The sequence below is a fragment of the Microbacterium sp. Z11_20 genome, from assembly GCF_057197605.1.
Window position 1 is genome coordinate 487,356 of the sequence record NZ_JBXVOQ010000002.1, and the last position, 24,085, is coordinate 511,440.

Genomic DNA, 24,085 nt, shown 5'->3' on the forward strand with positions numbered 1-24,085 from the left:
GAACCCCGATTCCAGGAGGATCACATGTCCCTGCCCCTGCTGCCGCCCCCGGCTCCGCCCGGATCCGCGGCATCTCTTCCCGCTCTCACCCGCCGGCGGGCGCGAGAGCTGTTCGCCGACGACTCCGGCGCCGCCACGGCGGAGTACGCCATCGCGACGATGGCCGCCGTGGCCTTCGCCGGGTTGCTGGTGGTGATCATGAGGTCGGACGAGGTGCGCGGCATCCTCACCGACCTCATCCGCCGTGCGCTGACGGTCGAATGACTCCTCGCCGCCCCCGCTCGCTCCTGGGCGAGCGGGGGTCGGTCACGGCCGAGTTCGCCGTGGCCCTTCCCGCCGTCATCCTCGTCGTCCTCTTCGGCGTCGGGGCGCTCGGCGCCGGCGCGCGACAGGTGCGCCTGCAGGACGCCTCCGCGGATGCCGCGCGCCTGGTCGCGCGCGGGGAGAGCCCCGACCGCGCGGCGGCCGTGGTCGCAGCAGCCGGGGGAACGGTGTCGATCGAGCCGCGCGGCGATCTCGTGTGCGTCACGGCGCATGCCCCCTCCCCGCTCCCCGGGCTCCCGCCCGCCGCGGCCACCTCGTGCGCGCTCGCGGGAGGTCTGTGATGGCCGGGGTCGCCGCCTCCGTCGGCATCGTGGGCGCCGCCGCCACGCTCACCGTGGCGCTGTGCGCCGCGGCCGCGGCGTCCGTGCACGCGCAGCGGGTCGCCTCGGCCGCGGATGCTGCGGCCCTCGCCGCCGCGGATGCCGCCAGCGGGGCCGTTCCCGGTGTGCCGTGCGAGCGCGCCGCCGAGGTCGGAGCCGCGGCCGGCGCCCGGGTGACGGCGTGCGATCTCGACGGCCTGGTGGCCACGGTCACCGTCTCCGCGCCGTTCGGGGTATTGCCGGCGACGGCGTCCGCACGGGCCGGTCCGCCGCCGTGAGATAGCCGCTGTGGCGAGCTATGCCGGATCCGCACCCAGGAAGTCGTGTGTATGGTGTGCATCGGAGAAAGGACCGCAGTGGCACAGGGCAAAAAACTCGTCATCGTCGAGTCACCGACGAAGATGAGGTCGATCCAGGGTTACCTCGGAGACGACTATGAGGTGCTCAGTTCGGTCGGGCACATTCGCGATCTGGCGAGCAAGAAGGACATTCCCGCGGACAAGAAAGAGTCCTACGGGAAGTACTCCATCGACGTCGACAACGACTTCGACCCGTACTACGTCGTCAATGATCGCAAGAGCAAGACCGTCGCCGAGCTCAAGCGCGCCCTGAAGCACGCCGACGAGGTCCTGCTGGCCACAGATGGTGACCGCGAGGGCGAGGCCATCGCGTGGCACCTGCTGGAGGTTCTCAAGCCCAAGGTTCCGGTCAAGCGCATGGTGTTCCACGAGATCACCCAGGACGCCATCCGCGACGCCGTCGAGCACACGCGGGAACTGGACACGTCGCTCGTCGACGCACAGGAGACGCGGCGCGTGCTGGACCGCCTGTACGGCTGGGACGTCTCGCCCGTGCTGTGGCGCAAGGTCGGGTCGGGCCGAGAGGGCACCGCGCTCAGCGCCGGCCGCGTGCAGTCGGCAGCGACCCGTCTGGTGGTCGACCGCGAGCGCGAGCGCATGGCCTTCGTCACGGCGTCCTACTGGGATGTCGAGGCGTCCGCCGTCAAAGACGCCGCCTCCTTCACGACGCGCCTGGCGCGCGTGGACGGTGCGCCGCTGGCCCGCGGTACCGACTTCGACGACCGCGGCGCGCTGAAGAAGGCCGTCGTGGCCCTCGACGAAACCTCGGCGCGCGAACTCGCCGAGGCGATCGCGGCCTCCGGCGAAGCATCCGTCACCCGCGTGGAGGCCAAACCCGGCACGCGCAGCCCCAAGCCCCCCTTCACCACCTCCACGCTTCAGCAGGAGGCCGGTCGCAAGCTCTCGATGAGCGCCAAGCACGCGATGAGCGTTGCGCAGCGGCTCTACGAGAAGGGCTACATCACCTATATGCGCACCGACTCCACCGCGCTGTCGGGGCAGGCGGTGAAGGCGGCCCGCGAGCAGGCCGTCTCCCTCTACGGTGACCGCGCCGTGCCGCCGAACCCGCGCACGTACCGCAACAACTCCAAGAACGCCCAGGAGGCGCACGAAGCCATCCGCCCGTCGGGCGAGGTCTTCCGCACGCCCTCCTCGGTATCGGGTGGCCTCGACCGCGACGAGCAGCGCATGTACGACCTGGTGTGGAAGCGCACGGTCGCCAGCCAGATGTCCGACGCGAAGTACGAGACGACGACCGTGACCCTCAGCGTGCAGGCGGGGGCGCGTGTCGCCGAGTTCACGGCGTCGGGCACCGTCTACACCTTCAAGGGATTCCTGGAGGCGTACGAGGAGGGCCGCGACGAGAAGCGCAGCGACGCCGACAAAGCCGACGACCAGTCCCTGCCCGCTCTCGCCGTCGGCGACGCGCTGCAGATGCGCGACGTCGAGCCGAAGGGGCACGCGACTTCGCCCAAGCCGCGCTACACCGAGGCGAGCCTCGTCAAGGCACTCGAGGAGAAGGGCATCGGTCGCCCGTCCACCTTCGCCAGCATCATCGACGTGATCCTCGACCGCGGCTACGTGACCAAGCGCGGGCAGGCCCTCGTGCCGAGCTGGCTCGCCTTCAGCGTGGTCCGCCTGCTGGAGGAGCACTTCGCCGACCTGGTCGACTACGACTTCACCGCGGCGCTGGAGGATGACCTCGACGCGATCGCCCGCGGGGAGCAGAACCGCTCGGAGTGGCTCCGGTCGTTCTACTTCGGCTCGACCGAGCAGGTGGGGCTGCGCAACGTCGTGGAGAACCTCGGCGAGATCGACGCGCGCGAGCTGAACTCCACGCGCATCACCGACACCGCCACGCTCCGCTTCGGCAAGTACGGCCCCTACCTCGAGGTGACCGACCCGGCCGACCCCGAGGCGCGTCGCATCGTCAACATCCCGGAAGACCTCGCCCCTGACGAGCTGACCAGCCAGAAGGTGCAGGAGCTCATCGACGCCCCGGTCGCCGGCGACCGTGTGCTGGGCGAGAATCCCGAGAACGGCAAGCTCATCGTCGTCAAGGACGGCCGCTACGGGCCGTACGTCCAGGAGGTCGACCCGGAAGACCCCGAGAACGTCGACGAGGCGACCGGCGAGGTCGTCGAGGCTCCGAAGAAGAAGACCGCGAAGAAGGATGCGGCGCCCAAGCCCCGTACCGCTTCGCTCTTCCGTTCGATGTCGCCGGAGACGATCGACCTGGACACCGCCCTCAAGCTGCTGACGCTCCCGCGGATCGTCGGCGCCGATCCCGAATCGGGCGAGGAGATCACGGCGCAGAACGGGCGCTTCGGTCCGTACCTGAAGAAGGGCACCGACTCGCGGTCGCTGGACGCCGAGCAGCAGATCTTCGACATCACGCTCGAGGAGGCCCTGGCCAAGTACGCCGAGCCCAAGTACGGCGCGAAGCGAGCGTCCAGTGCGCTGAAGGAGTTCGACAACGACCCCGTCAGCGGCAAGCCGATCCGCCTCCGCGACGGCCGGTTCGGCGCGTACGTGACAGACGGCGAGACCAACGCGACGATCCCGCGCGGGGAGAACGCGATGGACATCACGTTCGAACGCGCCGTCGAGCTGATCGCCGACAAGCGTGCCAAGGGCCCGGCCCCCAAGAAGACCACGCGCAAGGCGAGCACCACCCGGAAGGCACCGGCCAAGAAGTCGTGATCCAGCCCGCTGCATCCGGCCTCTTCCTCACCCTCGAGGGAGGAGACGGGGTGGGCAAGACCACCCAGGCGCGCCTCCTCGAGCAGTGGCTCGGCGAGCAGGGACGCGCCGTGGTGCGCACACGCGAGCCGGGCGGCACCGACGTGGGCATCCTCATCCGCGACATCGTGCTGCACCATCGCGGCGACGTGGCGCCCCGGGCGGAGGCGCTGCTCTACGCCGCCGACCGTGCGCACCACGTGGCCACGGTGGTCCGGCCGGCACTGGAACGCGGAGACATCGTGCTGCAGGACCGGTATCTCGACTCCTCGGTGGCGTATCAGGGCGCCGGCCGGGTGCTGGACGGGGACGAGGTGCGGAACCTCTCCCTGTGGGCGGCGGGCGGGCTGCTGCCCGACCTGACGATCCTGCTCGACCTGGACCCGGTGACCGCCCGCGCGCGTCTGGATGCCGAGGACAAGCCGTTCGACCGGCTGGAGGCCGAGCGCGACGACTTCCACACCCGCGTCCGCGACGCCTTCCTCGCGCTGGCCGCCGCCGAGCCGGAACGCTTCGTCGTCCTGGATGCCGCGCAGCCGGCGGAGTCGATCGCCGCCGCGATCCGCGACCGCGTGGCGCCCCTGCTGCGCTGACCGCACACCGGCGGCGTCGGTGGCCGGAGCTAGGCTGGAGCGCATGCCCACCGCTCCCACCGATGCCGTTCCGTGGGATGCCGTGTGGGGTCAGGACGAAGCCGTCCGGTCGCTGCGGGCGGCCACGGAAGACCCCGCGCTCCTCGCTCACGCGTGGCTCCTGGTCGGCCCCCCGGGGTCGGGGCGCTCGACCCTGGCGCGGGCCTTCGCGGCTGCTCTCATCGCCGAGCCGGGCGATGACGCCGCCGTGCGGCAGGTGCTCGCGGGCACCCACCCCGATCTCACGGCGCTGCGCACCGAACAGGTCGTCATCCGCATCGACGAGGCGCGCCGCCTGGTCGAGCGTGCCTACTTCGCGCCCTCCCTCGGGCGCTACCGGGTGATCGTCGTCGAGGATGCCGACCGCATGACCGAGCGCACGTCCAATGTGCTCCTCAAGGCGCTGGAGGAACCGCCCGAGCACACCGTGTGGGTGCTGTGCGCTCCCAGCGACGCCGACCTTCTCCCCACCATCCGCTCGCGGGTGCGCGTGCTCCGCCTGCGCGAACCGGAGGTCGCCGATGTCGCGGCCCTGATCGCCCAGCGGACGGGGGTCTCCCTCGAGGTCGCCGAGCAGTCCGCCCGTCACGCCCAGCGCCACATCGGGATGGCCCAGCGGCTGGCCACGGACGCCGATGCCCGGGCGCGCCGGGCCGAGACGCTCGAAGCAGTGCTGCGGGTGCGGGGGGTCGGTGACGCCGTGGAGGTCGCCGGTCATGTGGTGCGGGTTGCCACCGATGACGCGAAGGCGATCACCGCTCAGCGCGACGAGGAGGAACGCGCGGGGCTCCTCCGCACCCTGGGCGTCGCCGAGGGTGCGGCCGTGCCGCCGGCGGTGCGCAGCCAGCTCACCGCGCTCGAGGACGACCAGAAGCGGCGGGCCACCCGGAGCCTTCGCGACGGCATCGACCGGGTGCTGACCGACCTGCAATCGATGTACCGGGACGTCGTCGTGCTGCAGTTCGGTCGCGATGGCGACCTCATCAACCGCGAGTACGAGAGCGAGTTGCGCGCGATCGCGGCGGACTGGACCCCCGAGCGCACGCTGGTGGTGCTCGACCGCATCGCCGAGACCCGCCGCAATCTCGAGCAGAACGTCGCCCCGCTCCTCGCGCTGGAGAGCATGCTCATCACCGTGGCCACCGGGACGACCCCGTGACGCGCCTGCGACGCGCCGTCGCGATGGGGATGGCGCTGGCCATGGCCGCGGTGCTCTCCGCCTGCTTCCTCGCACCGCCCGCGCCGATCCCCACGCGCTCTCCCGACACCAGCGGGGTGGCCGCCGAACTCCTGCCGTACTACGGGCAGGACCTCGACTGGAACCGGTGCGAGGACGGCCGTTTCGACTGCACGACCGTGCGGGCGCCGCGAGACTGGGACGACCCGTCCGCGGGCGATCTGGAACTCGCCGTCATCCGCCAGCGTGCCACCCGCGGGGAGCCGCTGGGCTCTCTCCTGACCAACCCCGGCGGCCCGGGGGTCAGTGGCTACGACTACGTGCGGGATGCGGCATCCTCCCTCGTCTCGCCCGACGTCGCCGCCGCGTACGACATCGTCGGCTTCGACCCGCGGGGCGTTGCGCGGTCGAATCCTGTCACGTGTCTCGACGACGCGGGGATGGACGAGTTCCTGTACGGCATCGTCGACGGAGCGCGCGGTACTCCGGAGTGGGAGGAGAACCTCGCCGAAAAGGCCGAGACCTTCGCCGACGCCTGCATCGAGAACAGCGACGGCATCCTGCCGTACATCTCCACGCGCAACACCGCGCGCGATCTCGACCTGCTGCGCGCCGTCCTGGGCGATCGGGAACTGCACTACCTCGGCTACTCATGGGGGACCGCGCTCGGCGCCCAGTACGCGGAGCTGTTCCCCGAGCGCGTGGGACGCATGGTGCTCGACGGTGCGCTGGATCCGTCGCTGCCCGGGTCGGCCATCGGCGCGGAGCAGGCCATCGGTTTCGAAGCCAGCCTGCGCGCGTTCTTCGCCGACTGCGCCCGCTACGACGACTGCCCCTACGCGGGCACCGTGGACGACATGCTCGCCGACCTCGGCACGCTGCTGGCCCGCGTGGACCGCACCCCCGTTCCGGGCGCCGACGGCCGGCTGCTGGGGGCCGACGCGCTCCTGACCGCGATCATCCAGTCGCTGTACGTCCCGGGCACCTGGTCGTGGCTGCGGCTGGGTCTCACAGAGCTCGAAGACGGCGACCCCACCGCGATCTTCACCGCCGCGGATGCCTACAACGGCCGGGCCGAGGGTGGCTATCCCGACAATTCGACCGAGGCGTTCACCGCGTACAACTGCATGGACTACCCCGTGGAGTCCGAGGAGTCCGAGCAGGCGGCGGAAGACCGCATCCGCGCCGAGGCGCCGACGACCGCGGACTACTGGTTCGGCGCCGACGTCTGCGAGTTCTGGCCGGCCGAGCCCACCGGCACCCGCGAACCGGTCAGCGCCGAGGGCGCCGCCCCCATCCTCATCGTCGGCACCACCGGAGATCCGGCGACGCCGTATGCGTGGGCGGTCGCGCTGGCCGAACAGCTGTCGTCGGGAGTTCTCGTCACGCGGGTAGGGGAGGGGCACACCGGCTACACCGAGGGCAACCGGTGCGTGGATGATGCCGTCGACACCTACCTGCTCGAGGGCGTCGCACCCACGACCGACCTCGTCTGCGAGTGAGCGGCGCCGTGTTCGCGGCACCGTCGGCAAGCAGGTAAGATCGATGATCGTGCATCGTGCGAGCGACGCGCGCCACCTTAGCTCAGTCGGCAGAGCGATTCACTCGTAATGAATAGGTCAAGGGTTCGATTCCCTTAGGTGGCTCCAGAACAGGTGGTCCCACCTCAGGCCGATGCGGAGGGGACATGACGAACGCGATCGAGGCGGTCGTCGAGATCCTCACCTGGGTGACCTTGGGCGCGGGGATCGTCAGCGCCGGCCTGGCGTTGGTCGCCTACCTGGTGGACGGCACGTGGGTGCCCGTGCGCGGGTTCGTCGAACACGAGGACGACGGCATCGTGGTGCGCTGGTTCGACGAGGACAACGCGGTGAACCAGGCGTCGCTGACCGCCGAGGAGTGGCGCCATCTGGGCGGCGGCGGCACGGTGGAGATCTTCGCCCGGCGCGGGTACCGCAGCCGGATGCGCGCGCACCCGCGCTCGGGCGCGGTCCGCGCGCTCGCCCTCCTGGCAGCCATCCTGCTCGGTGTGGGCGTGGTGTGTCTGGTGCTCTCGCTCGTCCTCCTCTTCGTCGCCGGCTGACCGATGACGGAATGGCGCCGGACCATATAGCTAGATAAGCTAGCGATATGTCCGCGTCGCCCCGCACCGCGCCTCGCCCGCCCCGTTGGCTGCGCGTCGTGCTTCCCGCCGTCCTCATCGTCATCTGGCTCGCCGGTGGCGCCATCGGCGGGCCGTACTTCGGCAAGGTCAGCGAGGTCGCGACGAACGACCAATCGTCGTTCCTTCCCGAGTCGGCGGATGCCACGCAGGTCAACGAGCGCCTCGCGGACTTCCTCGGCGAAGACAGCATCCCCGCCGTCGTCGTGGTGGAGGGGAGCGCCGAGCTCACCGAAGACCAACTCGCCGAGGTGCAGACCCTGGCCGACGACCTCGCCGAGGTCGAGGGCGTGCAGGAGGAGATCTCTCCGCCGATTCCGAGCGACGACGGGCAAGCGGTGCAGATCTTCGTGCCGCTGGACAGCTCGGGGGAGATCCGCGAGACCGTCGCGGAGCTGCGGGACGTGGTCTCGAGCGACCTGCCGGACGGACTGGAGGCGTGGCTGACGGGGCCGGCCGGGTTCACCGCCGACCTCGCCAACGGGTTTCTCGGGATCGACGGACTGCTCTTGATCGTGGCGCTGGCTGCCGTCTTCGTGATCCTCGTGATCGTGTACCGGTCGCCGCTGCTGCCGGTCCTGGTGCTGATGACCTCCGTCTTCGCCCTGTGCGTGGCGCTGCTGACGGTGTGGTGGCTCGCCAAGGCGGGGGTGTTCATCCTCAACGGTCAGGTGCAGGGGATCCTGTTCATCCTCGTCATCGGGGCCGCCACCGACTACGCGCTGCTGTACGTCGCCCGGTTCCGCGAGGCGATCGCCGACGGGCAACCGCGGTGGGATGCGGTGGTGCGCGCGTGGCGCGGATCGTTCGAGCCGATCCTCGCCTCGGGCGGCACGGTGATCGCGGGGCTGCTGTGCCTGCTGCTGTCCGACCTCGCCAGCAACCGGGCACTGGGGCCGATCGCCTCCATCGGCATCGCCTTCGCCATGCTCTCGGCGCTGACGTTCCTCCCGGCGCTCCTCGCACTGGTGGGGCGCGCGGCGTTCTGGCCCTTCATCCCCAAGGAGCCCGCCGTCCAGGTCTCCGACGACCTCTCCCAGCCCGTCCGCGGCATCTGGGCGCGGCTCGCCCGCTTCGTCAGCCGTCACGCGCGACCGGTGTGGATCGTCAGCACCCTGGTGCTGCTCGTCGGGTGCGCGGGGGTCACGCAGCTGAAGGCCGACGGCGTGCCTACGAGCGAGTTCGTCCTCGGATACTCCGAGTCCCGCGAGGGTCAGACGGCACTCGCCGACCACTTCCCGGCCGGGTCGGGGAGCCCCGCCTACGTCCTCGTCGGGGAGGACGACGCGGCTGATGCTCTCGCGACCCTCGAAGAGGCCGATGGGGTCGACAGCGTGTCGCTGATCGTCGAGGATTCGCCCACCGGGCAGGCGCCGGTCGCGCTGCAGGACGGTGAGCTGGCCGTCACCGCCTTCGGCCCGCCGGGCACTCCGGCGCCGTCTCCGACCGTGTCCGATGGGGAGGTGCTGTTCTCGGTCACCCTGACGGATGCGGCCGACTCGGGTGGCGCGGAAGACACCGTCCGCGACCTCCGTGCCGACTTCGACGCCGACCTTGGGGAGGGCACGGTGCTCGTGGGCGGCCAGACCGCCATCGACGTCGACACCAATGACACCTCGATCCGTGACCGGACGGTCATCATCCCCGTCATCCTGGTCGTGGTGCTCATCATCCTGATGCTGCTGCTGCGCTCGATCCTCGCCCCCGTGCTCCTCGTCCTCAGCACGGTCCTGTCCTTCGGCACGGCCCTGGGGGTCAGCGCGGTCGTGTTCAACGTCGTGTTCGGCTTCCCGGGTGCTGACCCCGCGGTTCCCCTGTACGGCTTCGTCTTCCTCGTGGCGCTGGGCATCGACTACAACATCTTCCTGATGTCCCGCGTGCGGGAGGAGTCGCTGCAGCACGGGACGCGCTCGGGCATCCGGCGCGGGCTCGTCTCCACCGGCGGGGTGATCACCTCGGCCGGGCTCGTGCTGGCATCCACCTTCGCCGCGCTCGGAGTCATCCCCATCCTGTTCCTGGCGCAGATCGCGTTCATCGTCGCCTTCGGCGTGCTGCTGGACACGTTCGTGGTGCGATCGCTGCTCGTCCCCGCGCTCGCGATCGACATCGGGCGCGCCATCTGGTGGCCGTCGAAGCTCTGGCGAGAGGGCCCCGAGACCCGGCGCCCGGCGGCCGGGGGCGGCCCGGCGGTCGGGCGCGGCCCGGCGGCCGATCCGGATGCCGGCGCAGCCCCGTCGGCTGGCACTAACTCAGTCTTGATCGCAGGTGGGGCGCCGACACGCCGGTCCCTTCGGCGGCGGTGAGCCGTTCAGACTGAGTACGGCCCGCTCGCGCGCGCTGCGCCCGCCGGCTGGGCCGGCGGCCGGGGGCAGCCCGGCGCCCGGCGGTCGGGGGCTGCCCGGCGGCCGATCCGGACGCCGGAGCTGCCCCGTCGGCTGGCACTAACTCAGTCTCGATCCCACCCAGGGCGCCGACACGCCGGTCGCTTCGGCGGCGGTGAGCCGTTCAGACTGAGTACGGCCCGCTCGCGCGCGCTGCGGCCCGGCGGCCGATCCGGACGCCGGCGCAGCCCCGTCGGCTGGCACTAACTCAGTCTCGATCGCACGCGGGGCGCCGACACGCCGGTGCCTTCGGCGGCGGTGCGCCGTTCAGACTGAGTACGGCCCGCCCGCGCCCGCTGCGGCCGGCGGCTCGCGGCGGTGCGCCCGGCCCCCGAAGGAGTCGTACGCTCGAATCATGACCAAGGCGCTGTTCATCGTCGACGTGCAGAACGATTTCACCGAGCGGGGCGCGCTCGGCGTGACCGGTGGGGATGCGGTGGCCGAACGCATCTCGCGTTTCCTGGCCGAGCACGCCGGCGAGTACGAGATCGTCGTCGCCTCCCGCGACTGGCACGACGGTGACAACGACAACGGGGGGCACTTCTCCGACACCCCCGACTTCGTCGACACCTGGCCCGTGCACTGCGTCGCCGGCACGTACGGCGCCGAGTACGACGAGGGCTTCGACACGTCGCAGGTCACCCACCACTTGAAGAAGGGCCAGGGGAGGCCTGCCTACTCGCTGTTCGAGGGGGTGTCGGACGACGGGGCGACGGCGGCCGGCCTGCTCGAGGAACACGGCATCCGTGACATCGACCTGGTCGGGATCGCCACCGACTACTGCGTGCGGGCCTCCTCGCTCGACGCTCTGGCGTCGGGGCGGCACGTGCGCGTGTTCACCGACCTGGTCGCCGGGGTGCATCCCGACTCCAGCGCCGCGGCGCTCGCCGAGATCGCCGCGGGCGGGGCGGAGCTCACCGACTCCGGCAGGTGAGCCCCCGGCGGTGCGCTCGGCCGGGAACGGCCCGTTCAGCCCGCGACGGTAGGGTGCTCGACGGGAGGCGGCCGGTGGCGGGTGGGATGCAGCGGACCGCTGCCGGGCAGCGCGGTGCCAGCAGCCGCTCCTGGGCTGTGCGCGCCGAGCTGGCGGGCTGGGGGGTCGCTCTCGCGCTGAGCCTTGCGGTGACCGGGGTGGTGGCATCCGTCAGCGCTGACCTGCTCTTCACCGACGGCGACTCCGTCATCGTCCCGATGATCGTCCGGTCGATCACGCGCGGGGGCCCGCAGGACTGGGCGATGTCGCCCGTGCTCTTCGTTCCGGAGGCGATGGTCTACGCGGTGCTGGCCGCGTTGGGTCTGGGGATGCGGGCGACACTCGTTCTCAACGCCCTCGTCAACCTGCTCGGGCTCTACGGGGCGCTGCGCCTGGTGGCCGGGAGGCGACGCCCCGGCGCTTTCCCCGTGGCCGGTGCCGTGCTCGCCTTCGCATCGTTCAGCGCGTTGGGGCTGCTGGAGGGAACGGCCACCCGGGACGGCGCGCAGTTCGCCACGATGCTCACGACCACGTCGTACTACTCGGCGACCGTGATCGCCACGGTGGCCACGATCGGCGTCGTCCGCCGCGCCGTGGACCGGCCGGGCGCCCTCTCGTGGTGGTTCCCCATCGTCGCCGGCGCGATCGCGGCCGTGTCCGCGCTGTCGAACCCCCTGTTCGCGCTCTGGGCGATCGCCCCGCTCCTCGCCGTCCTGGCGCTGGTGGCCGCGCGGCGTCGCGTGCCCGTGGCATCCGCTCTCCGGCTCGGCGGGGCGTTGGCGGCCGGGGGCGCGCTGGGTCTTGTCTTGCGCGGGCTCTTCTCCACCGCGATCGTCGCCGAGAGCGGCAACTACCTGCGACCCGATCGATGGGCGCATTCGCTCGCGCACTTCGGGGGTCTCGTGGGTGCGACGGCAGCCACGCCCCACGGCATCGTATGGCTGGTCGGGATCGCGGCGATGTGGGTGGTGGCGATCGCCATGACCGTCCGGGCGTGGCGGTCGCGGGATGCGGCCCTCACCGTGGTGGCGGGGATCGCTGCGGCCTGGCCGCCGCTGCTCACGGCCGGCGCCGTCCTCGTCGGATCGGATGCGGCGCGCTACCTGCAGCCGTGGATGTACCTTCCCCTCGCCTCCCTGGCCTGCGTCCCGCAGGTGTGGCGACCCCGCTGGTCGGCCCGGGTCCGCCGGGCCGGGGTGGCCACCGGAGGGGTCCTGGCCGTGGTCATCGGCGGCGCGGCACTTCCCGCCGTGGTCTCCGCCGCATCCCGAGGCGACGCCGACCTCGACTGCGTCGTGGAGTGGGTGGAGCGATCCGGCCGCACGGGCGCCGGTCAGTTCTGGACGGTCCGCGCGCCGAAGGCGAACCTCGACGACCCCGCGCAGCTGATCCAGGTCGACCACACGCTCCGGGTCTACACGTGGCTCACCAACCGCACCGATGCCGTCGGCGCGGAGGTGACGTTCCTCGTGCAGGACGCGGAGACCTATCCCTTCGAGCTGCCCGCGGGATGGACGCTCGATCAGGCCGAGACCGTCGGATGCGGTCGCTACACGATCCTCGATTTCGGTGGGCGCGTGCTGCCGCTGGGACCACCGCGCAACTGAGACGTCAGGTGTGTGAGGGCGAGCGCGGAGGTCTCATTGCGGTGGACCGCCGGGATGTCATCCGGCGGGACGAGGAGTCCGCGTTCCCTCTCCTGGGCCGGCCGACGTTCCCCGCTGGGCGAGGTCTTGGTAGGCGGGCGTGAGTTCCTTCCACCGCGTCTCCCAATCGCCCGCGGGCCGTCCGTCCAGATGGGCACGGAGGTCTTCGACGTGGGCCTGCCAGCCGGAGCCGTGGAAGGGAAGTGCGTCCAAGGTGAAGCCGGACTCCTCGATGCGCAGTCTGGTGCGCGATCCTTCCGGGGTGAGGGTGGCCTCCATGCGAGTCTCGTCGGCCCCGCCGGGGTTGGCGATCAACGCCACGTGGTAGGGCGGGTCGCAGACCTCGACGCGGGCGGGCCCGTCCCAGCCGCTCACCAGGTTCATCCGCACGACGCCTCCCGGGTGGAGGTCGCCGTCGATCGTGCCGAGCCAGCGAGCCAGTCGAACAGGGCTCGTGACGGCGTCCCAGAGGTCGTGCACATCGGTGTTGTAGACATCGTCCATGCGCACGGTTCCCCTGCCCGCTTCGATGAGGAGGTCACCGGTCGGTTCGATATCACTCATGATTGCTTCCTGTCTTCCTTGACGCCGCGCGCCACCTCCGTGTGGAGCGCGTCCATCCGGGTGCGCCAGAGATCGCGGTATGCCTCGAGCCACTGGTCGAGCTCCGCCAGAGGCTCGGGCCTCAGCCGGTAGATGCGCCGCTGCGCCTCGCTCCGGACCTCCACGACACCGGCCTCGCGCAGAACGCGAAGATGCCGCGAGACGCCGGGGCGGGCGATGGGCAGGAGCGCCGCGAGTTCACCCGCGCTGGCCTCACCGTTGCGCAGCGCCTCGACGACCGTGCGACGTCCTCCGTCGGCGAGCGCGTGCCAGACAGCATCCATGCGCCGAACGTACCATGTCAGTTACGTAACCGAAAGGGTACGGAATCCGCAATCCGGCGGTGGCGATGATCCTTCCGGGGCCGTCAGGTGACGCGGCCGTCGCCGGGTCGCGACACCCGCAGCCACCGGTAGCCGTACGCTGCCACCTCCAGCTCGACCGCGCCGCGGGCTCCGAGTGGCAGGCGATCGGCGGCCAACAGGTCGACCAGCACCGTGCCCTCCGGCTCATCCGGCAGGGCGAACGCCAGCGTGGCCGGAGTGGCGGCGAAGTTGTGGATCGCCACCATCCGCCCGACGTGGGCGCGCAGGGAGTGCATGAGGATGCCGGGAACGTCGTGTTCCAGCACCTCGAACTCGCCCCACCCCAGCTCGGGGGAGATGCGGTAGCGGCTCGTCAGGTTGCGGAAGAAGTGCAGCAGAGAGTCGGAGTCCTCCAGCTGGTCGGCGACGTTCACGTGCGTGGGGGCATACCCGTCGCCGGGCGGGGCGGCGACCAGGCGTGAGGGCGCGGCGGCGGAGAATCCGCCGTTCCGATCGGGCGACCACTGCATCGGCGTGCGCACGGCGTGGCGCTTGTCGAGTTCGGCGTTCTCTCCCATCCCGATCTCCTCGCCGTAGAAGAGCACGGGCGTACCGGGGAGGGTGAACAGCAGGCTGTAGGCCATGCGGATGCGCCGCGGATCGCCGCCGAGCATCGTCGGCAGGCGTTTGGTGATCCCGCGCCCGTAGACCCGCTGGCTTTCGTCGGGCGCGAGCGCCTCGAACACCTCCTGGCGCTCGTCGTCGCTCAGCTGGTCGAGGGTGAGCTCGTCATGGTTGCGCAGGAAGTTCGCCCACTGCGCCTCTACGGGCAGAGCCGGCCGCGACGAGAGCGCTGCGGCCAGCGGTGCCGGGTCGCCGCGCACGAGCGACAGGTAGAACGCCTGCATGCCCGCGAAATCGAACTGCATCGTCAACTCCTGCCCGTCGCCGGTTCCGAAGTAGGCGACCTGCTGGTCGTAGGGCAGGTTCACCTCCCCGAGCAGCACGGCCTCACTGGAGCGTCGCTGCAGGAACCGCCGGATGTCGCGGAGCATGTCGTGCGGATCGCCCATCTCCTGGCCCTCCGGAACCTCGAGGAAGAAGGGCACCGCGTCGACGCGGAAGCCGGTGATGCCCAGCTGCAGCCAGAACCCGATCACCTTGGCGATCTCGTCGCGGACGGCGGGGTTGGCGATGTTCAGGTCGGGCTGGTGCGGATAGAAGCTGTGCAGATACCACTCGCCCGACTTCTCGTCCTTCTCCCACAACCCCCCGGCCTCGCCGGGGAACACCGGATTCGTCTGGCCCTGGGGCGGTGGGTCGCTCCGCCACACGTAGTAGTCCCGGTAGGGCGACGACGTGCTGCGCTTGGCGGCCTGGAACCACGGGTGACGGTCGGAGGTGTGGTTCACGACGAGGTCGACGATCACGCGCATCCCGCGGTCGCGGGCGGTGCGGATGACCTCGACCAGATCGCCGTGCGTCCCCAGTCGCGAGTCGACGCCGTAGAAGTCGCTGACGTCGTAGCCGTCGTCGCGGTCCGGCGTCGGGTAGAAGGGCATCAGCCACACGCACGTGACTCCGAGCTGCGAGAGGTAGTCGATGCGGGAGGCCAGCCCCTGCAGGTCGCCGACCCCGTCGCCGTCCGAATCGCGAAAGGTCTCCACATCCAGGCAGTAGATGACGGCGGACTTCCACCACAGGTCGCTCGTGTCGGTGATCCTCACAGCAGCTGCCTCAAGCGCGGGAGCAGGCGCTCGCGCGCCGCCGCCAGGAACGGCGCCTGATCCTGGCCGACGTGGTGCAGGTACACGCGGTCGAAGCCGACGCGGGTGACCTCGGCGATCCGATCGGCAAGCTCGTCGAGGTCGGGGGAGATGAACAGCGCCTCCCGCAGCTCGTGATCCTCCGGTTCGCCGGCGGCGGCGTCGAGCTGCTCGGGCTGCTCGATGTCCCACGCCGCCGGGGGACCGACCACGCCGTTGCTCCACTGGTCCCGCGCGATGGCCAGCGCCTCGGCATCCGTCTCGGCCCAGCTGAGATGCACCTGCAGGATGCGCGGGCCCTTCCCGCCTGCGGAGCTATATGCCCCGACGACCTCGCGGAGGGAGTCGGGAGCCTGCAGAACCGTGGCCAGGCCGTCGGCCCAGGATGCGGCCCACCCGGCGGTCTCGGGGCTCACCGCCGTGGCGAAGAGGGGCGGTGGGGTCTCGGGGAGGGTCCACAGCCGCGCCTCGTGGACGCGGACGAGCCCGTCGTGATCGACCATCTCGCCGTTCAAGAGCCGCCGGATCACCGACACACTCTCTGCGAGCCGCTCGTTGCGTTCGGGCTTGGGCGGCCACGGCTGTCCCGTGACGTGCTCGTTCATCGCCTCCCCGCTGCCGAGGGCGGCCCAGAACCGGCCGGGGAACATCTCCTCGAGGGTCGCGTACGCCTGGGCGACCACGACCGGGTGATACCGCTGGCCGGGGGCGTTGACGAACCCGATCGAGAAGTCGGTGCGTGCGAGCGCGGCCCCGAGCCAGCTCAGCGCGAAGCCTGACTCGCCCTGCCGGACGCCCCACGGGGCGACGTGGTCGGAGCACATCGCGCCGTCGAATCCCGCCGCCTCGGCGGCGATCACGTCGTCGAGGAGACGGCTGGGCGGAATCTGTTCATGAGAGGCATGGAAGCCGATGAGGACCATGCCCCCAGTCTTCCGGGAATCCCCCTGCCGGGGGAACGCGTTGCCGCCCGGCAGCACCGTGCGGTAACGGGCGGGCCCGACGGATGATTTTGGCCGCGCGCGCGATTCCGCGCTCTGCGATACTCCTAGCCATGATGCGGTTCCCTGTTGCGGCCATGGCGGCCGTCCTCACCGGCACGCTCGTATCTCCGACAGGGGTGATGGCAGCTTCTGAGCCGGTACCCGGTGTGCAGTTCCTCACCGCGGGCGAGGTGGAGCTGCACACGGCCACCGAAACGGACGAGGAGTTCGATCCCGGCACGGTGTATTGGGAGGTGCAACTCGAGTGGAGCGTCGAGAGCCGGCCGTACATCGCCTCGTGGGAGCGTTCCGACGGATTCTGGGAGTCGGAGGATGAGGCGAAGGCCTACTTCGCCGAGAACGACATGCCCGCCGCGCTCGAAGAACGGCGGCTCTGTGAGAACGCCCGGATGGGCGAGATCGCGGCGGAAAGCTCCTCGTATGACGACTTCAACGCGACCTGGGGCGCCGGGGAGGAGGAGTGGACGTTCCCGGAGGAGGAGTGGCAGGAGATCGAGTCGCAGTGCCCGCTGGAAACGCCGGCGGAACCGGAGTGGACGTGGGATCGCACGCCGTCCACCGAAGACGAGGACGCCCTGATCACCACGGTGCGCGTCCCCCTCGAGGTGATGGGCCCCGGCGAGCACGCCCTGTTCGCCGCCCCCTACGAGTACCGGTACGAGCCCTCCCAAGAAGCGGATGAACTGTGTCGCATTCAGGATTGGCCCGACGGCTCGCGGTTGAGTCGTGCGTGCCGCTTCCAGTGGCTGGACACGGCGACGACCGTCGTGACCGTACCGGAATCGCCGAGCGATGCACCCGCAGACGGTGCGGGAGAGGACGCGGGGGGACCGATGGGTCAGAGTGCGGTCCCGCTCCTGGCCGCGGCCGGAGTCGGGACGCTCGCGGTCCTCGGTGTCGTGGTGATCATGGTCATGAAACGGCGACGGTCCCAGCCGTAGCCCTCAGCCGACCGAGACGGAGTCGCCGACCCGGACGGGGCCTCCGCCTCCTGCCGGGAGGAGCAGGATGCCGAGGGTCGGCTCCGTCTGGTCGAACTCGGTCGTGAGGATGCGCAGCAGGCGTGCGTCGCGCACGCCGGTGTCGGGGTTGGCCATGATGGCCGCGCACCGTCCGATCGGCCGGTGCACTTCGAAGAGCACCTCGCCGATCCGTACGCGGCCGGTCCAGCCCAGTTCCTCCCACGGGGCTGTGCCGTCGATGACGATGTTCGAGCGGAAGCGGCGGTCATCGACGGGCGCCGGCACCGCCGCATCCGCCGTCCCGACGGAGGCCGCGCCATGCAGCGACACGAAGCCCCGCGGGCGGTCCTGGAACCGCGAGGTCATCCCGTCGCCGACGAGCTGAAGAGGCAGGATGCCGTCGCCCATCAGCCGTGCGGCGTCGGTGGTGTCGGCGAGGAACGACGTGACCGCCTCTTCGAGGCGACGCCGCCCCTCGGGGTCGAGCCCGGCATCGGCCACGGCGCGATCGCCGTCCCAGATGCGCACGCGCTGGGCCTCGCCGTCGTACCGCAGACGCAGGCGCGCGAGCGAGGGGAACTCCATGAGCGAAAGGCCGCGATTCTTCGGCCAGTAGTCCAGCCCGTCCCGCTCTTCCGGCTCGGATGCGGCAGCGAACCGGAACGCGAGTACGCGGTCACCGGCTACTCGGCCGTCCGCCTGCACGACCAGTTCGTCCTGCTGTTCGGGCGTGAACCCCTTGACCGGGTAGCGGTACAGCGCGGCGACGGAGGGCACGCCCCATCCTTTCACCGCCCGGCGGGGAGCCTTTCACCGCCCGGTGGGGAGCCCGGCGGTCGTGCGCACCGCCGGGCTCCTCCCTTTAGAAGGCGACCTCGATCGTCTCGTTCGACTCGATCACCTCACGGACGGCATCGCTCGCGAACGCCTTCTTCAGTGCGGCGGTCGCCTCCGATTCCGCATCCTCCTCGCGAACCACGAGGTTGAGGGCGAACGTGTCGTCGAGCTCGGTGATGAGGCCGTCGTCCTGCGGGGTGAGGCCGAGAGCTGAGATGTGCGACGGCCACTGGAAGACGAGGTCGGCCTCCTCGTACGCGGCGTTGAGCGAGCTGATCGGCACCTGCAGGAACTGGACGTCCTGGGGGTTGTCGACGACGTCGGTGACGCTCGCCTCGTAGGGATCGACCGCGGCATCGAGGGTGATGATGCCCTCCTCCGCGAGCAATTTGAGCGCGCGTCCGGTGTTGGAGGGGTCATCCGGAATCGCCACAGTCGCGCCGGTGGGGAGGTCGCCGATGTCGGTGAGCGTCTTCGAGTAGAACGCGATGACGAAGTTGTACACCGGCTGCACACCGACGAGCGTTCCGTCGTTGCCGGCGTTGAACGACTCCATGTACGGCACGTGCTGCGAGAAGTTCGCGTACACGTCACCGTCGTTGAGGATGGTGTTGGCCGTGACGTAGTCGCCCACCTCGACGAGCTCGATCTCGTAGCCGTCCTCGATGGCGTCGGCGGCCGCTTCCACGACGTCCGTCATCGGCGAGGTGACTGCGGCGACCTGGAGCGTCACCGGAGCGGTCTCGTCGCCCGCGCTCTCGTCTGCACCGGTGGCGCACCCGCCGAGGACCAGCACCGCCCCCAGTGCCGCTGCGACGATGCTGATTCGAGACGATCTCATGTGTTCCTTCTTTCCTGTGGTGGCCGGGTGCGCGGGCAGGGGATCACCGGTGATCCAGCCGCACGGAGGTGCGATGGCCGACCGCCTGGATGGCGAGGACGCACGCGATGATGATGACGATCGTGATGTACATGAGTGCGTCGTTGTACTCCTGGTAGCCGTAGCGCATCGCGAAGTCGCCGATCCCGCCACCGCCCACCACCCCGAGGACGGTGGAGTACGACAGCAGGCTGATCGCCGCTGAGGTCAGGGCGTAGACGAGCCCCGATCGCGCCTCGGGCAGCAGAACGCGGAACACCGCTCGGGGGAGGGTCGCTCCCATCGCCACGGCGACGCGGGAGACACCCGGCGGGATCTCGCGGAGGATCTGCTCGACCAGGCGGGCGTAGATCGCCACGGCCACGAAGCAGAGCGGCAGGGTCGCGGCCTGGGTGCCGAAGCTCGTGCCGATCACGAGGCGGGTGAACGGGATGAGGAAGACGACGAGGAGCAGGAACGGGAAGGAGCGGACGACGTTGATGTACATGTTCGCCACCGACCAGATCGGCCGGTTCTCGGCGATGCCGCCCCGCCGGGTGAGGAAGACGACCATCCCCAGCGGCAGCCCGATCAGGACGGCGGCGAGGAGGGAGACCACCAGCATGAAGCCGGTCTCGCCGAGCGCCTCCAGAATCTCTTCGCCGTACTCGGAGAGGAGGTCGGTGATGCCGTTCACGGCATCAGCTCCCGCTTGACCTGCTCGTGATAGCTCGGGAGGGTCCGGTAGTCGCTCCTGGCCACCGGGAACAGCTCACGCAGCTTCCCCCGTTCCAGCAGAGCCGCGCGGTCGCAGATCGCCTTGACGACATCCAGATCGTGCGTGATGACGACCACGGTCGTGCCCAGCTTGTCGCGGGCATCCGTCAGCACCCGCAGAACGTCGGATGTCGTGGATGCATCCAGTGACGACGTCGGCTCGTCGCAGAGGAGGAGCGCGGGGCGGGCAACGAGGGCCCGCGCCAGTCCCACGCGCTGCTGCTCGCCGCCGCTGAGCTGCGCCGGGAAGTGATCGGCCCGATGCGACAACCCGACGAAGGCGAGGATCTCGTCGACGGCCTCCTGCTCCTCGGCGCGGGTGAGGGCGGGGCCGCCCTGCCCTCGGGCGAGCTGCAGCGGCAGCGTGACATTGGATCGCACGGTGCGATTGCTCAGCAGGTGGACGCCCTGGAACAGCACCCCGATGTTCTGCCGCAGCTCCCGCAGCCCGCGGCGGCGGAGCCCCGTGACGGCGACCCCCCGCACCGTGAGCGAGCCGGAGGTCGGCGCGGTCAGCCCGTTGATGAGCTCGAGGAGGGTCGTCTTGCCCGCGCCGCTCTCGCCGATGACACCGAAGATCTCGCCCTCACGGATGCTGAGGGTGATGCCGTCCAGCGCCGGGAGGGTGTCAGAACCCGTGTCGTGACGCTTGGTGATGTTGTCGAATTCGACGATCGCGCTGCCGGCAGAGACCATCGCGTCGCGTCGTCCTTTCAAGGCCCAGCATCCACCTGGGTCGGAGTTTCTGTATCGGATCCAATTATAGTTGTCATATGAGTGCGAGGTATCGGACGGCCGCTGTCAATCGCGATGGCGGGGAGGGCGTCAGCAGTGTGGTCGGCGGGCTCGAGGTGGCGGTCTCCTCGCCCCTGGCGGCGGACATCGATCCGACGGCGTCGAACCCCGAGCAGCTGCTCGCGCTGGCCTGGGCCACCTGCCTGAATGGCACCGCGCAGGCAGTGGTGGCGCGGCAACGGCGCACAGCGGTGCGCGTGGAGGTCGAACTGCATCCCTCCCCGTCCGGATCGGGGTATGAGTTCCATGTCGACGCCTACCTCTCGGCCGAGGGGGCGTCGGAGGCCAAGACCGAAGAGATCCTCGCCGCCGCCCACGCGCGCTGCCCGATCTCGAAGCTGCTGGGCGCCGCACCCACGGTCCAGGTGCATCCCGAGGCGTACATCGCCGACTGACTCGCCCGTCGATCGGTCGTCGGCGCCCCGCGCCGCCGTTCTGATAGCCTCGTTTCCTGCCGGTGCCCTGTGGCGTCGGGTGGTCGGCGCGTTACGCGGCTCGGTCCGGGGCTTGAAACCCACAGCATCCCTCACCAGGAAGCCTGGAGGTTTCTCGTGTCCCTTGCGCTGCGCAGCCACACCGCCCGATGGTGGGCCCTCGTTACTCTCGCCCTCACCCAGCTGGTCATCACGCTGGACGTCACCATCGTCACCATCGCCCTTCCGCAGGCTCAGGATGACCTCAATCTGTCGGACGGGCAGCGGCAGTGGGTCGTCACCGCCTACGCGCTGGCCTTCGGTGCGCTGCTGCTGCTCGGCGGTCGCGTCGCGGACTACTGGGGACGCAAGCGCACTTTCCTCGTGGGGATGCTGGGATTCGGCATCGCATCCGTCTGGGGCGGACTGGCCCAGAGCGGCACCGACCTGATCATCGCTCGCGGCGTTCAGGGCGCCTTCGGTGCGCTCTTGGCCCCGGCAGCCCTCGCGATGCTCACTGTGCTCTTCCCGAGCGGCAAGGAGCGCGGCATCGCGTTCGCCGTCTTCGGCACCGTCGCCGGCACCGGTGCCGTGGTCGGTCTCGTCCTCGGCGGTGTGCTCACCGAGTTCGCCGACTGGCGCTGGTGCCTTCTCGTGAACATCTTCTTCGTGCTCATCGGCCTCGTGGCCGGTGCCCTGCTTCTGCAGGAGAGCCGCGCGGAGGGCGACAATCGCTATGACATCGGCGGAGCGATCACGGTGACGCTCGGGCTTGGCTGCCTCGTCTACGGATTCACGCTCGCCGAGCACGGGTGGGGGTCGCTCGACACGGTCGCGTTCCTTGCCGCCGGCGTGGTGCTCCTCGTGCTGTTCGTCTGGATCGAGACGCGTGTCCGTCAGCCCCTGCTTCCGCTGCGCGTACTCACCAATCGGGTGCGCGCGGGCGCCTTCGTCGTGCAGGCCATCGTGGGAACGACCATGATCGGCGCGCTCCTCTACCTCACCTTCCACTTCCAGATCGTGATGGGGATGAGCCCGCTGTGGTCGGGGCTGGCCAACGCCGCCATGACGGCCGTGATCCTCACGGCCACGCCGTTCGTGACGCGGTGGATGCTGGCGGTCGGGCCGCGCCCACTGATGATCACCGGGCCGCTGCTCGTCGCCGCTGGGCTGTTCTTCCTCGCCTTCATCACGCCCGACGGCAGCTACGTGGTGCAGATCCTGCCCGCGCTGGTGCTCATGGGATGCGGTCTGTCCATGCTCTTCGTGCCCCTACAGAACCTCGCCCTCGCCGGTGTGGATCCGCGCGACGCCGGGGTCGCCTCGGCGACGGTGAACTCCGTCTTCAACATCGGCGGATCGATCGGACTTGCCGTGTTCACGATCTTCTACGCCACCGCCGTGGACGCCGCGCGCGCCGCGGGAGAGGGTGCGATCGCGGCCTTCACGTCGGGCTACGCCACGGTCTTCGTGTGCGCAGGCGTCGCGATGCTCCTCGCGGCGGCCGTGTCTATCGCCACCATCCGCGGCCCGAAGGATGCGCTCCTGCCTCGGAACGACGAGCCCGTCCTCGCCGCGGGCTGACGCCGGTACGCGCCGGCCAGCGAGGAGTAGATCGGCCTCCGATCTGCGCTGGCGCTCCGATCATGCGACCCCACCTATGGGGTGGGTCAATGGGCGCCAAGAACTTGGAGCAGATTTCGCGTGGCGCGGTGCGCACTCGTTACGGCATTATGCAGAGAGCCGACGTGAGGAGAATGCATTGTCGATCGCCCACGGGCCGGCCGTTGCCGCGGACGTAGCGTCCGTGCTCCCCGAGCGCGCTCTGATCGCCAGGATTCGACGGGTTCTGATCGTGTCGCTTGTCGCCGCGTCGATGTATCCCGCATTCATGGGAGCCAGCTCGGGCTATTGTGCGGGCGGTGTCGATGGAAACGGCGGCTTTGTCGATGCGGCTGGCCGACCGATTGACGACGTTCCCTCATGCATCCAGCTGTCCCTCGGCCCCAGCCCGCTGGTTTATTTGGGCATCGGACTGATCGTCCTCGTCGCGATCAACCGTGTGCTCCGTGCGAGCGATGAGCGAATGGCTCTGCGAATCCTCGACCACGCGGCGATCGGGATATGTGTGCTCGTGAGCGTGGCGGTCGTTGCGTCTCAGGTGTGGTTCCACCTGATTCCCATCACCGAGTTCACGTCCGGATCATTCTGGTTCTTGAGCCCGTTCCCCTTCGGTCTCGTTGAAAGCTCCACCCCACCGTTTATCGCGCCCTGAGCGGCAACTGCTCGGTGGATACAGAGTTATCAAGGGCGCTATCCGCCCGTGAAGCCCTCGGCGAAGAGTTGGTAGCCGGCTGCCTCACAGGCGTCGGCAAGGGAGGCGGCCGTGTTCCACTCCGGGGTACCGATGTTGGCTGCGCCGTACGTTCCCGAGGGGATGGGAGGTGCCGCCGTTTTCAGTGCTGCGATGGCTTCGCTAACGGCGCCTTCACCTCGAGCGGGAACGCGGTCGAGGACCCGCGTGGCGAGTCGCATCCAGGCGTCGTACTCCTTCTGTGACATGCGCCCCTCGTGAAGGGCCGCCCCCGCGTTCTGGAGGATGGTCGAGACGTCAGTGAACGCCTCGCACGTTTCCACGTCCGTCACGGTCGAAGTGGTCGTGGTGGGGGGAGGGGTGGAGGCTGGAGCTGTGGTCTCGGGCGTCGAGGCGGCGGGCTCTGCCGCAGCACACCCGGCGATCCCCGCAGTGACCGCGAGAGCGAACATCGCCAGAACCGCACGGCTCACTGTGAAACCAGCAGAGGTCCTGATCATGGCCCGCAGCCTAGCGCGCACTCATCCGCCCGGACAAAGCGCTCCGGCTGGTGTCAGGTTGTTGTCACGCGGCTACTTTGGCTAGGTTCTCGGGCGGTCGGGGATTTCCCAGGGTTGCCCCGATTTCCGCTTCGACAGCGGCAACGAACTCGTCATCCCCGCCATGAGGGCCCGGCCGCAAATGCTCGACCTGTTGCCCTGAGCCTCGCCGTGGCGGAGGCCTTCGGGCGAGCGA

Annotated in this window: 24 protein-coding genes and 1 tRNA gene; 16 read left to right on the forward strand and 9 right to left on the reverse strand. The window is 70.0% G+C overall.

Translation table 11 applies throughout. The annotated features are described in order from the left end of the window. Positions 1–24 precede the first annotated feature (24 nt). The 12 genes from AC2DFQ_RS07355 to AC2DFQ_RS07410 all read left to right on the forward strand — a co-directional run bounded on the left by AC2DFQ_RS07355 (position 25) and on the right by AC2DFQ_RS07410 (position 12,676). Positions 25–264, forward strand: a complete 240-nt coding sequence (locus AC2DFQ_RS07355; RefSeq protein WP_484508538.1) for a DUF4244 domain-containing protein — start codon at positions 25–27, stop codon at positions 262–264. Further along, positions 261–605 (forward strand): TadE family type IV pilus minor pilin, encoded by a 345-nt coding sequence (locus AC2DFQ_RS07360; RefSeq protein WP_484508539.1) that lies wholly within the window; start codon positions 261–263, stop codon positions 603–605. Before AC2DFQ_RS07355 ends, AC2DFQ_RS07360 begins: the two co-directional genes overlap by 4 nt. Continuing rightward, the gene (locus tag AC2DFQ_RS07365) at positions 605–922 is read left to right on the forward strand and encodes a helicase (protein ID WP_484533439.1); all 318 of its coding nucleotides are present in this window, start codon (positions 605–607) and stop codon (positions 920–922) included. The genes AC2DFQ_RS07360 and AC2DFQ_RS07365 overlap by 1 nt, the downstream gene beginning before the upstream one ends. Positions 923–1,000: 78 nt before the next feature. Continuing rightward, the gene (gene topA, locus AC2DFQ_RS07370; RefSeq protein ID WP_484533440.1) at positions 1,001–3,706 is read left to right on the forward strand and encodes a type I DNA topoisomerase; all 2,706 of its coding nucleotides are present in this window, start codon (positions 1,001–1,003) and stop codon (positions 3,704–3,706) included. Further along, complete coding sequence (gene tmk, locus AC2DFQ_RS07375; protein WP_484533441.1) at positions 3,703–4,338, forward strand: dTMP kinase; 636 nt, start codon at positions 3,703–3,705, stop codon at positions 4,336–4,338. The genes topA and tmk overlap by 4 nt, the downstream gene beginning before the upstream one ends. 43 nt (positions 4,339–4,381) lie before the next feature. Further along, positions 4,382–5,536, forward strand: a complete 1,155-nt coding sequence (locus AC2DFQ_RS07380; RefSeq protein WP_484508543.1) for a DNA polymerase III subunit delta' — start codon at positions 4,382–4,384, stop codon at positions 5,534–5,536. Continuing rightward, positions 5,533–7,056 carry an alpha/beta hydrolase gene (locus tag AC2DFQ_RS07385; protein WP_484533442.1) on the forward strand — a complete coding sequence of 508 codons (1,524 nt, stop codon included), beginning with the start codon at positions 5,533–5,535 and terminating at the stop codon, positions 7,054–7,056. Before AC2DFQ_RS07380 ends, AC2DFQ_RS07385 begins: the two co-directional genes overlap by 4 nt. A 71-nt stretch (positions 7,057–7,127) precedes the next feature. Beyond that, a tRNA-Thr gene (locus AC2DFQ_RS07390) sits at positions 7,128–7,203 on the forward strand. A 38-nt stretch (positions 7,204–7,241) separates the two neighbouring features. Further along, positions 7,242–7,637, forward strand: coding sequence for a hypothetical protein (locus AC2DFQ_RS07395; protein WP_484508545.1), 396 nt, complete (start codon positions 7,242–7,244; stop codon positions 7,635–7,637). Between the two features lie 47 nt (positions 7,638–7,684). Further along, complete coding sequence (locus AC2DFQ_RS07400; protein ID WP_484533443.1) at positions 7,685–10,018, forward strand: MMPL family transporter; 2,334 nt, start codon at positions 7,685–7,687, stop codon at positions 10,016–10,018. Between the two features lie 433 nt (positions 10,019–10,451). Next, positions 10,452–11,030, forward strand: a complete 579-nt coding sequence (locus tag AC2DFQ_RS07405) for an isochorismatase family protein (RefSeq protein ID WP_484533444.1) — start codon at positions 10,452–10,454, stop codon at positions 11,028–11,030. An 86-nt stretch (positions 11,031–11,116) separates the two neighbouring features. Further along, positions 11,117–12,676: a hypothetical protein gene (locus AC2DFQ_RS07410; RefSeq protein ID WP_484533445.1), complete on the forward strand. Its 1,560-nt coding sequence runs from the start codon at positions 11,117–11,119 to the stop codon at positions 12,674–12,676. A 57-nt stretch (positions 12,677–12,733) separates the two neighbouring features. Here AC2DFQ_RS07410 and AC2DFQ_RS07415 read toward each other — a convergent pair whose 3' ends face one another. The 4 genes from AC2DFQ_RS07415 to AC2DFQ_RS07430 form a co-directional block, all read right to left on the reverse strand. Then, positions 12,734–13,279 carry an SRPBCC domain-containing protein gene (locus AC2DFQ_RS07415; protein ID WP_484533446.1) on the reverse strand — a complete coding sequence of 182 codons (546 nt, stop codon included), beginning with the start codon at positions 13,277–13,279 and terminating at the stop codon, positions 12,734–12,736. Continuing rightward, a complete protein-coding gene (locus AC2DFQ_RS07420; protein ID WP_484533447.1) occupies positions 13,276–13,602 on the reverse strand; it encodes an ArsR/SmtB family transcription factor in 327 nt (108 codons plus the stop codon). The genes AC2DFQ_RS07415 and AC2DFQ_RS07420 overlap by 4 nt, the downstream gene beginning before the upstream one ends. 83 nt (positions 13,603–13,685) lie before the next feature. Continuing rightward, the gene (locus tag AC2DFQ_RS07425; protein WP_484533448.1) at positions 13,686–15,350 is read right to left on the reverse strand and encodes an alpha-amylase family protein; all 1,665 of its coding nucleotides are present in this window, start codon (positions 15,348–15,350) and stop codon (positions 13,686–13,688) included. After that, positions 15,347–16,312, reverse strand: a complete 966-nt coding sequence (locus AC2DFQ_RS07430) for a TIGR03885 family FMN-dependent LLM class oxidoreductase (RefSeq protein WP_484508550.1) — start codon at positions 16,310–16,312, stop codon at positions 15,347–15,349. The genes AC2DFQ_RS07425 and AC2DFQ_RS07430 overlap by 4 nt, the downstream gene beginning before the upstream one ends. Positions 16,313–16,443: 131 nt before the next feature. Between AC2DFQ_RS07430 and AC2DFQ_RS07435 the strand changes: the two genes are divergently transcribed. Beyond that, positions 16,444–17,334: a hypothetical protein gene (locus tag AC2DFQ_RS07435; RefSeq protein WP_484533449.1), complete on the forward strand. Its 891-nt coding sequence runs from the start codon at positions 16,444–16,446 to the stop codon at positions 17,332–17,334. A gap of 3 nt (positions 17,335–17,337) precedes the next feature. Here the strand turns inward: AC2DFQ_RS07435 and AC2DFQ_RS07440 are convergent, their stop codons facing one another. From AC2DFQ_RS07440 to AC2DFQ_RS07455, 4 genes are all read right to left on the reverse strand, one after another. After that, positions 17,338–18,132: an MOSC domain-containing protein gene (locus tag AC2DFQ_RS07440; protein ID WP_484533450.1), complete on the reverse strand. Its 795-nt coding sequence runs from the start codon at positions 18,130–18,132 to the stop codon at positions 17,338–17,340. An 85-nt stretch (positions 18,133–18,217) separates the two neighbouring features. Continuing rightward, on the reverse strand, positions 18,218–19,033 hold the full coding sequence (locus AC2DFQ_RS07445; protein ID WP_484533451.1) for a MetQ/NlpA family ABC transporter substrate-binding protein: 816 nt from the start codon (positions 19,031–19,033) through the stop codon (positions 18,218–18,220). 43 nt (positions 19,034–19,076) lie between these two features. Continuing rightward, positions 19,077–19,748, reverse strand: a complete 672-nt coding sequence (locus tag AC2DFQ_RS07450; RefSeq protein ID WP_484533452.1) for a methionine ABC transporter permease — start codon at positions 19,746–19,748, stop codon at positions 19,077–19,079. Beyond that, on the reverse strand, positions 19,745–20,545 hold the full coding sequence (locus AC2DFQ_RS07455; RefSeq protein ID WP_484533453.1) for a methionine ABC transporter ATP-binding protein: 801 nt from the start codon (positions 20,543–20,545) through the stop codon (positions 19,745–19,747). The genes AC2DFQ_RS07450 and AC2DFQ_RS07455 overlap by 4 nt, the downstream gene beginning before the upstream one ends. A gap of 56 nt (positions 20,546–20,601) precedes the next feature. Here AC2DFQ_RS07455 and AC2DFQ_RS07460 point away from each other — a divergent pair, with 56 nt between their 5' ends. From AC2DFQ_RS07460 to AC2DFQ_RS07470, 3 genes are all read left to right on the forward strand, one after another. Further along, positions 20,602–21,018 carry an OsmC family protein gene (locus AC2DFQ_RS07460; RefSeq protein WP_484533454.1) on the forward strand — a complete coding sequence of 139 codons (417 nt, stop codon included), beginning with the start codon at positions 20,602–20,604 and terminating at the stop codon, positions 21,016–21,018. 156 nt (positions 21,019–21,174) lie between these two features. Continuing rightward, complete coding sequence (locus AC2DFQ_RS07465; RefSeq protein WP_484533455.1) at positions 21,175–22,620, forward strand: MFS transporter; 1,446 nt, start codon at positions 21,175–21,177, stop codon at positions 22,618–22,620. A 178-nt stretch (positions 22,621–22,798) separates the two neighbouring features. Next, a complete protein-coding gene (locus tag AC2DFQ_RS07470; protein WP_484533456.1) occupies positions 22,799–23,311 on the forward strand; it encodes a hypothetical protein in 513 nt (170 codons plus the stop codon). Between the two features lie 38 nt (positions 23,312–23,349). On the opposite strand, the gene AC2DFQ_RS07475 is transcribed toward AC2DFQ_RS07470, so the two are convergent. Continuing rightward, on the reverse strand, positions 23,350–23,682 hold the full coding sequence (locus AC2DFQ_RS07475; protein ID WP_484533457.1) for a hypothetical protein: 333 nt from the start codon (positions 23,680–23,682) through the stop codon (positions 23,350–23,352). Positions 23,683–24,085 lie beyond the last annotated feature (403 nt).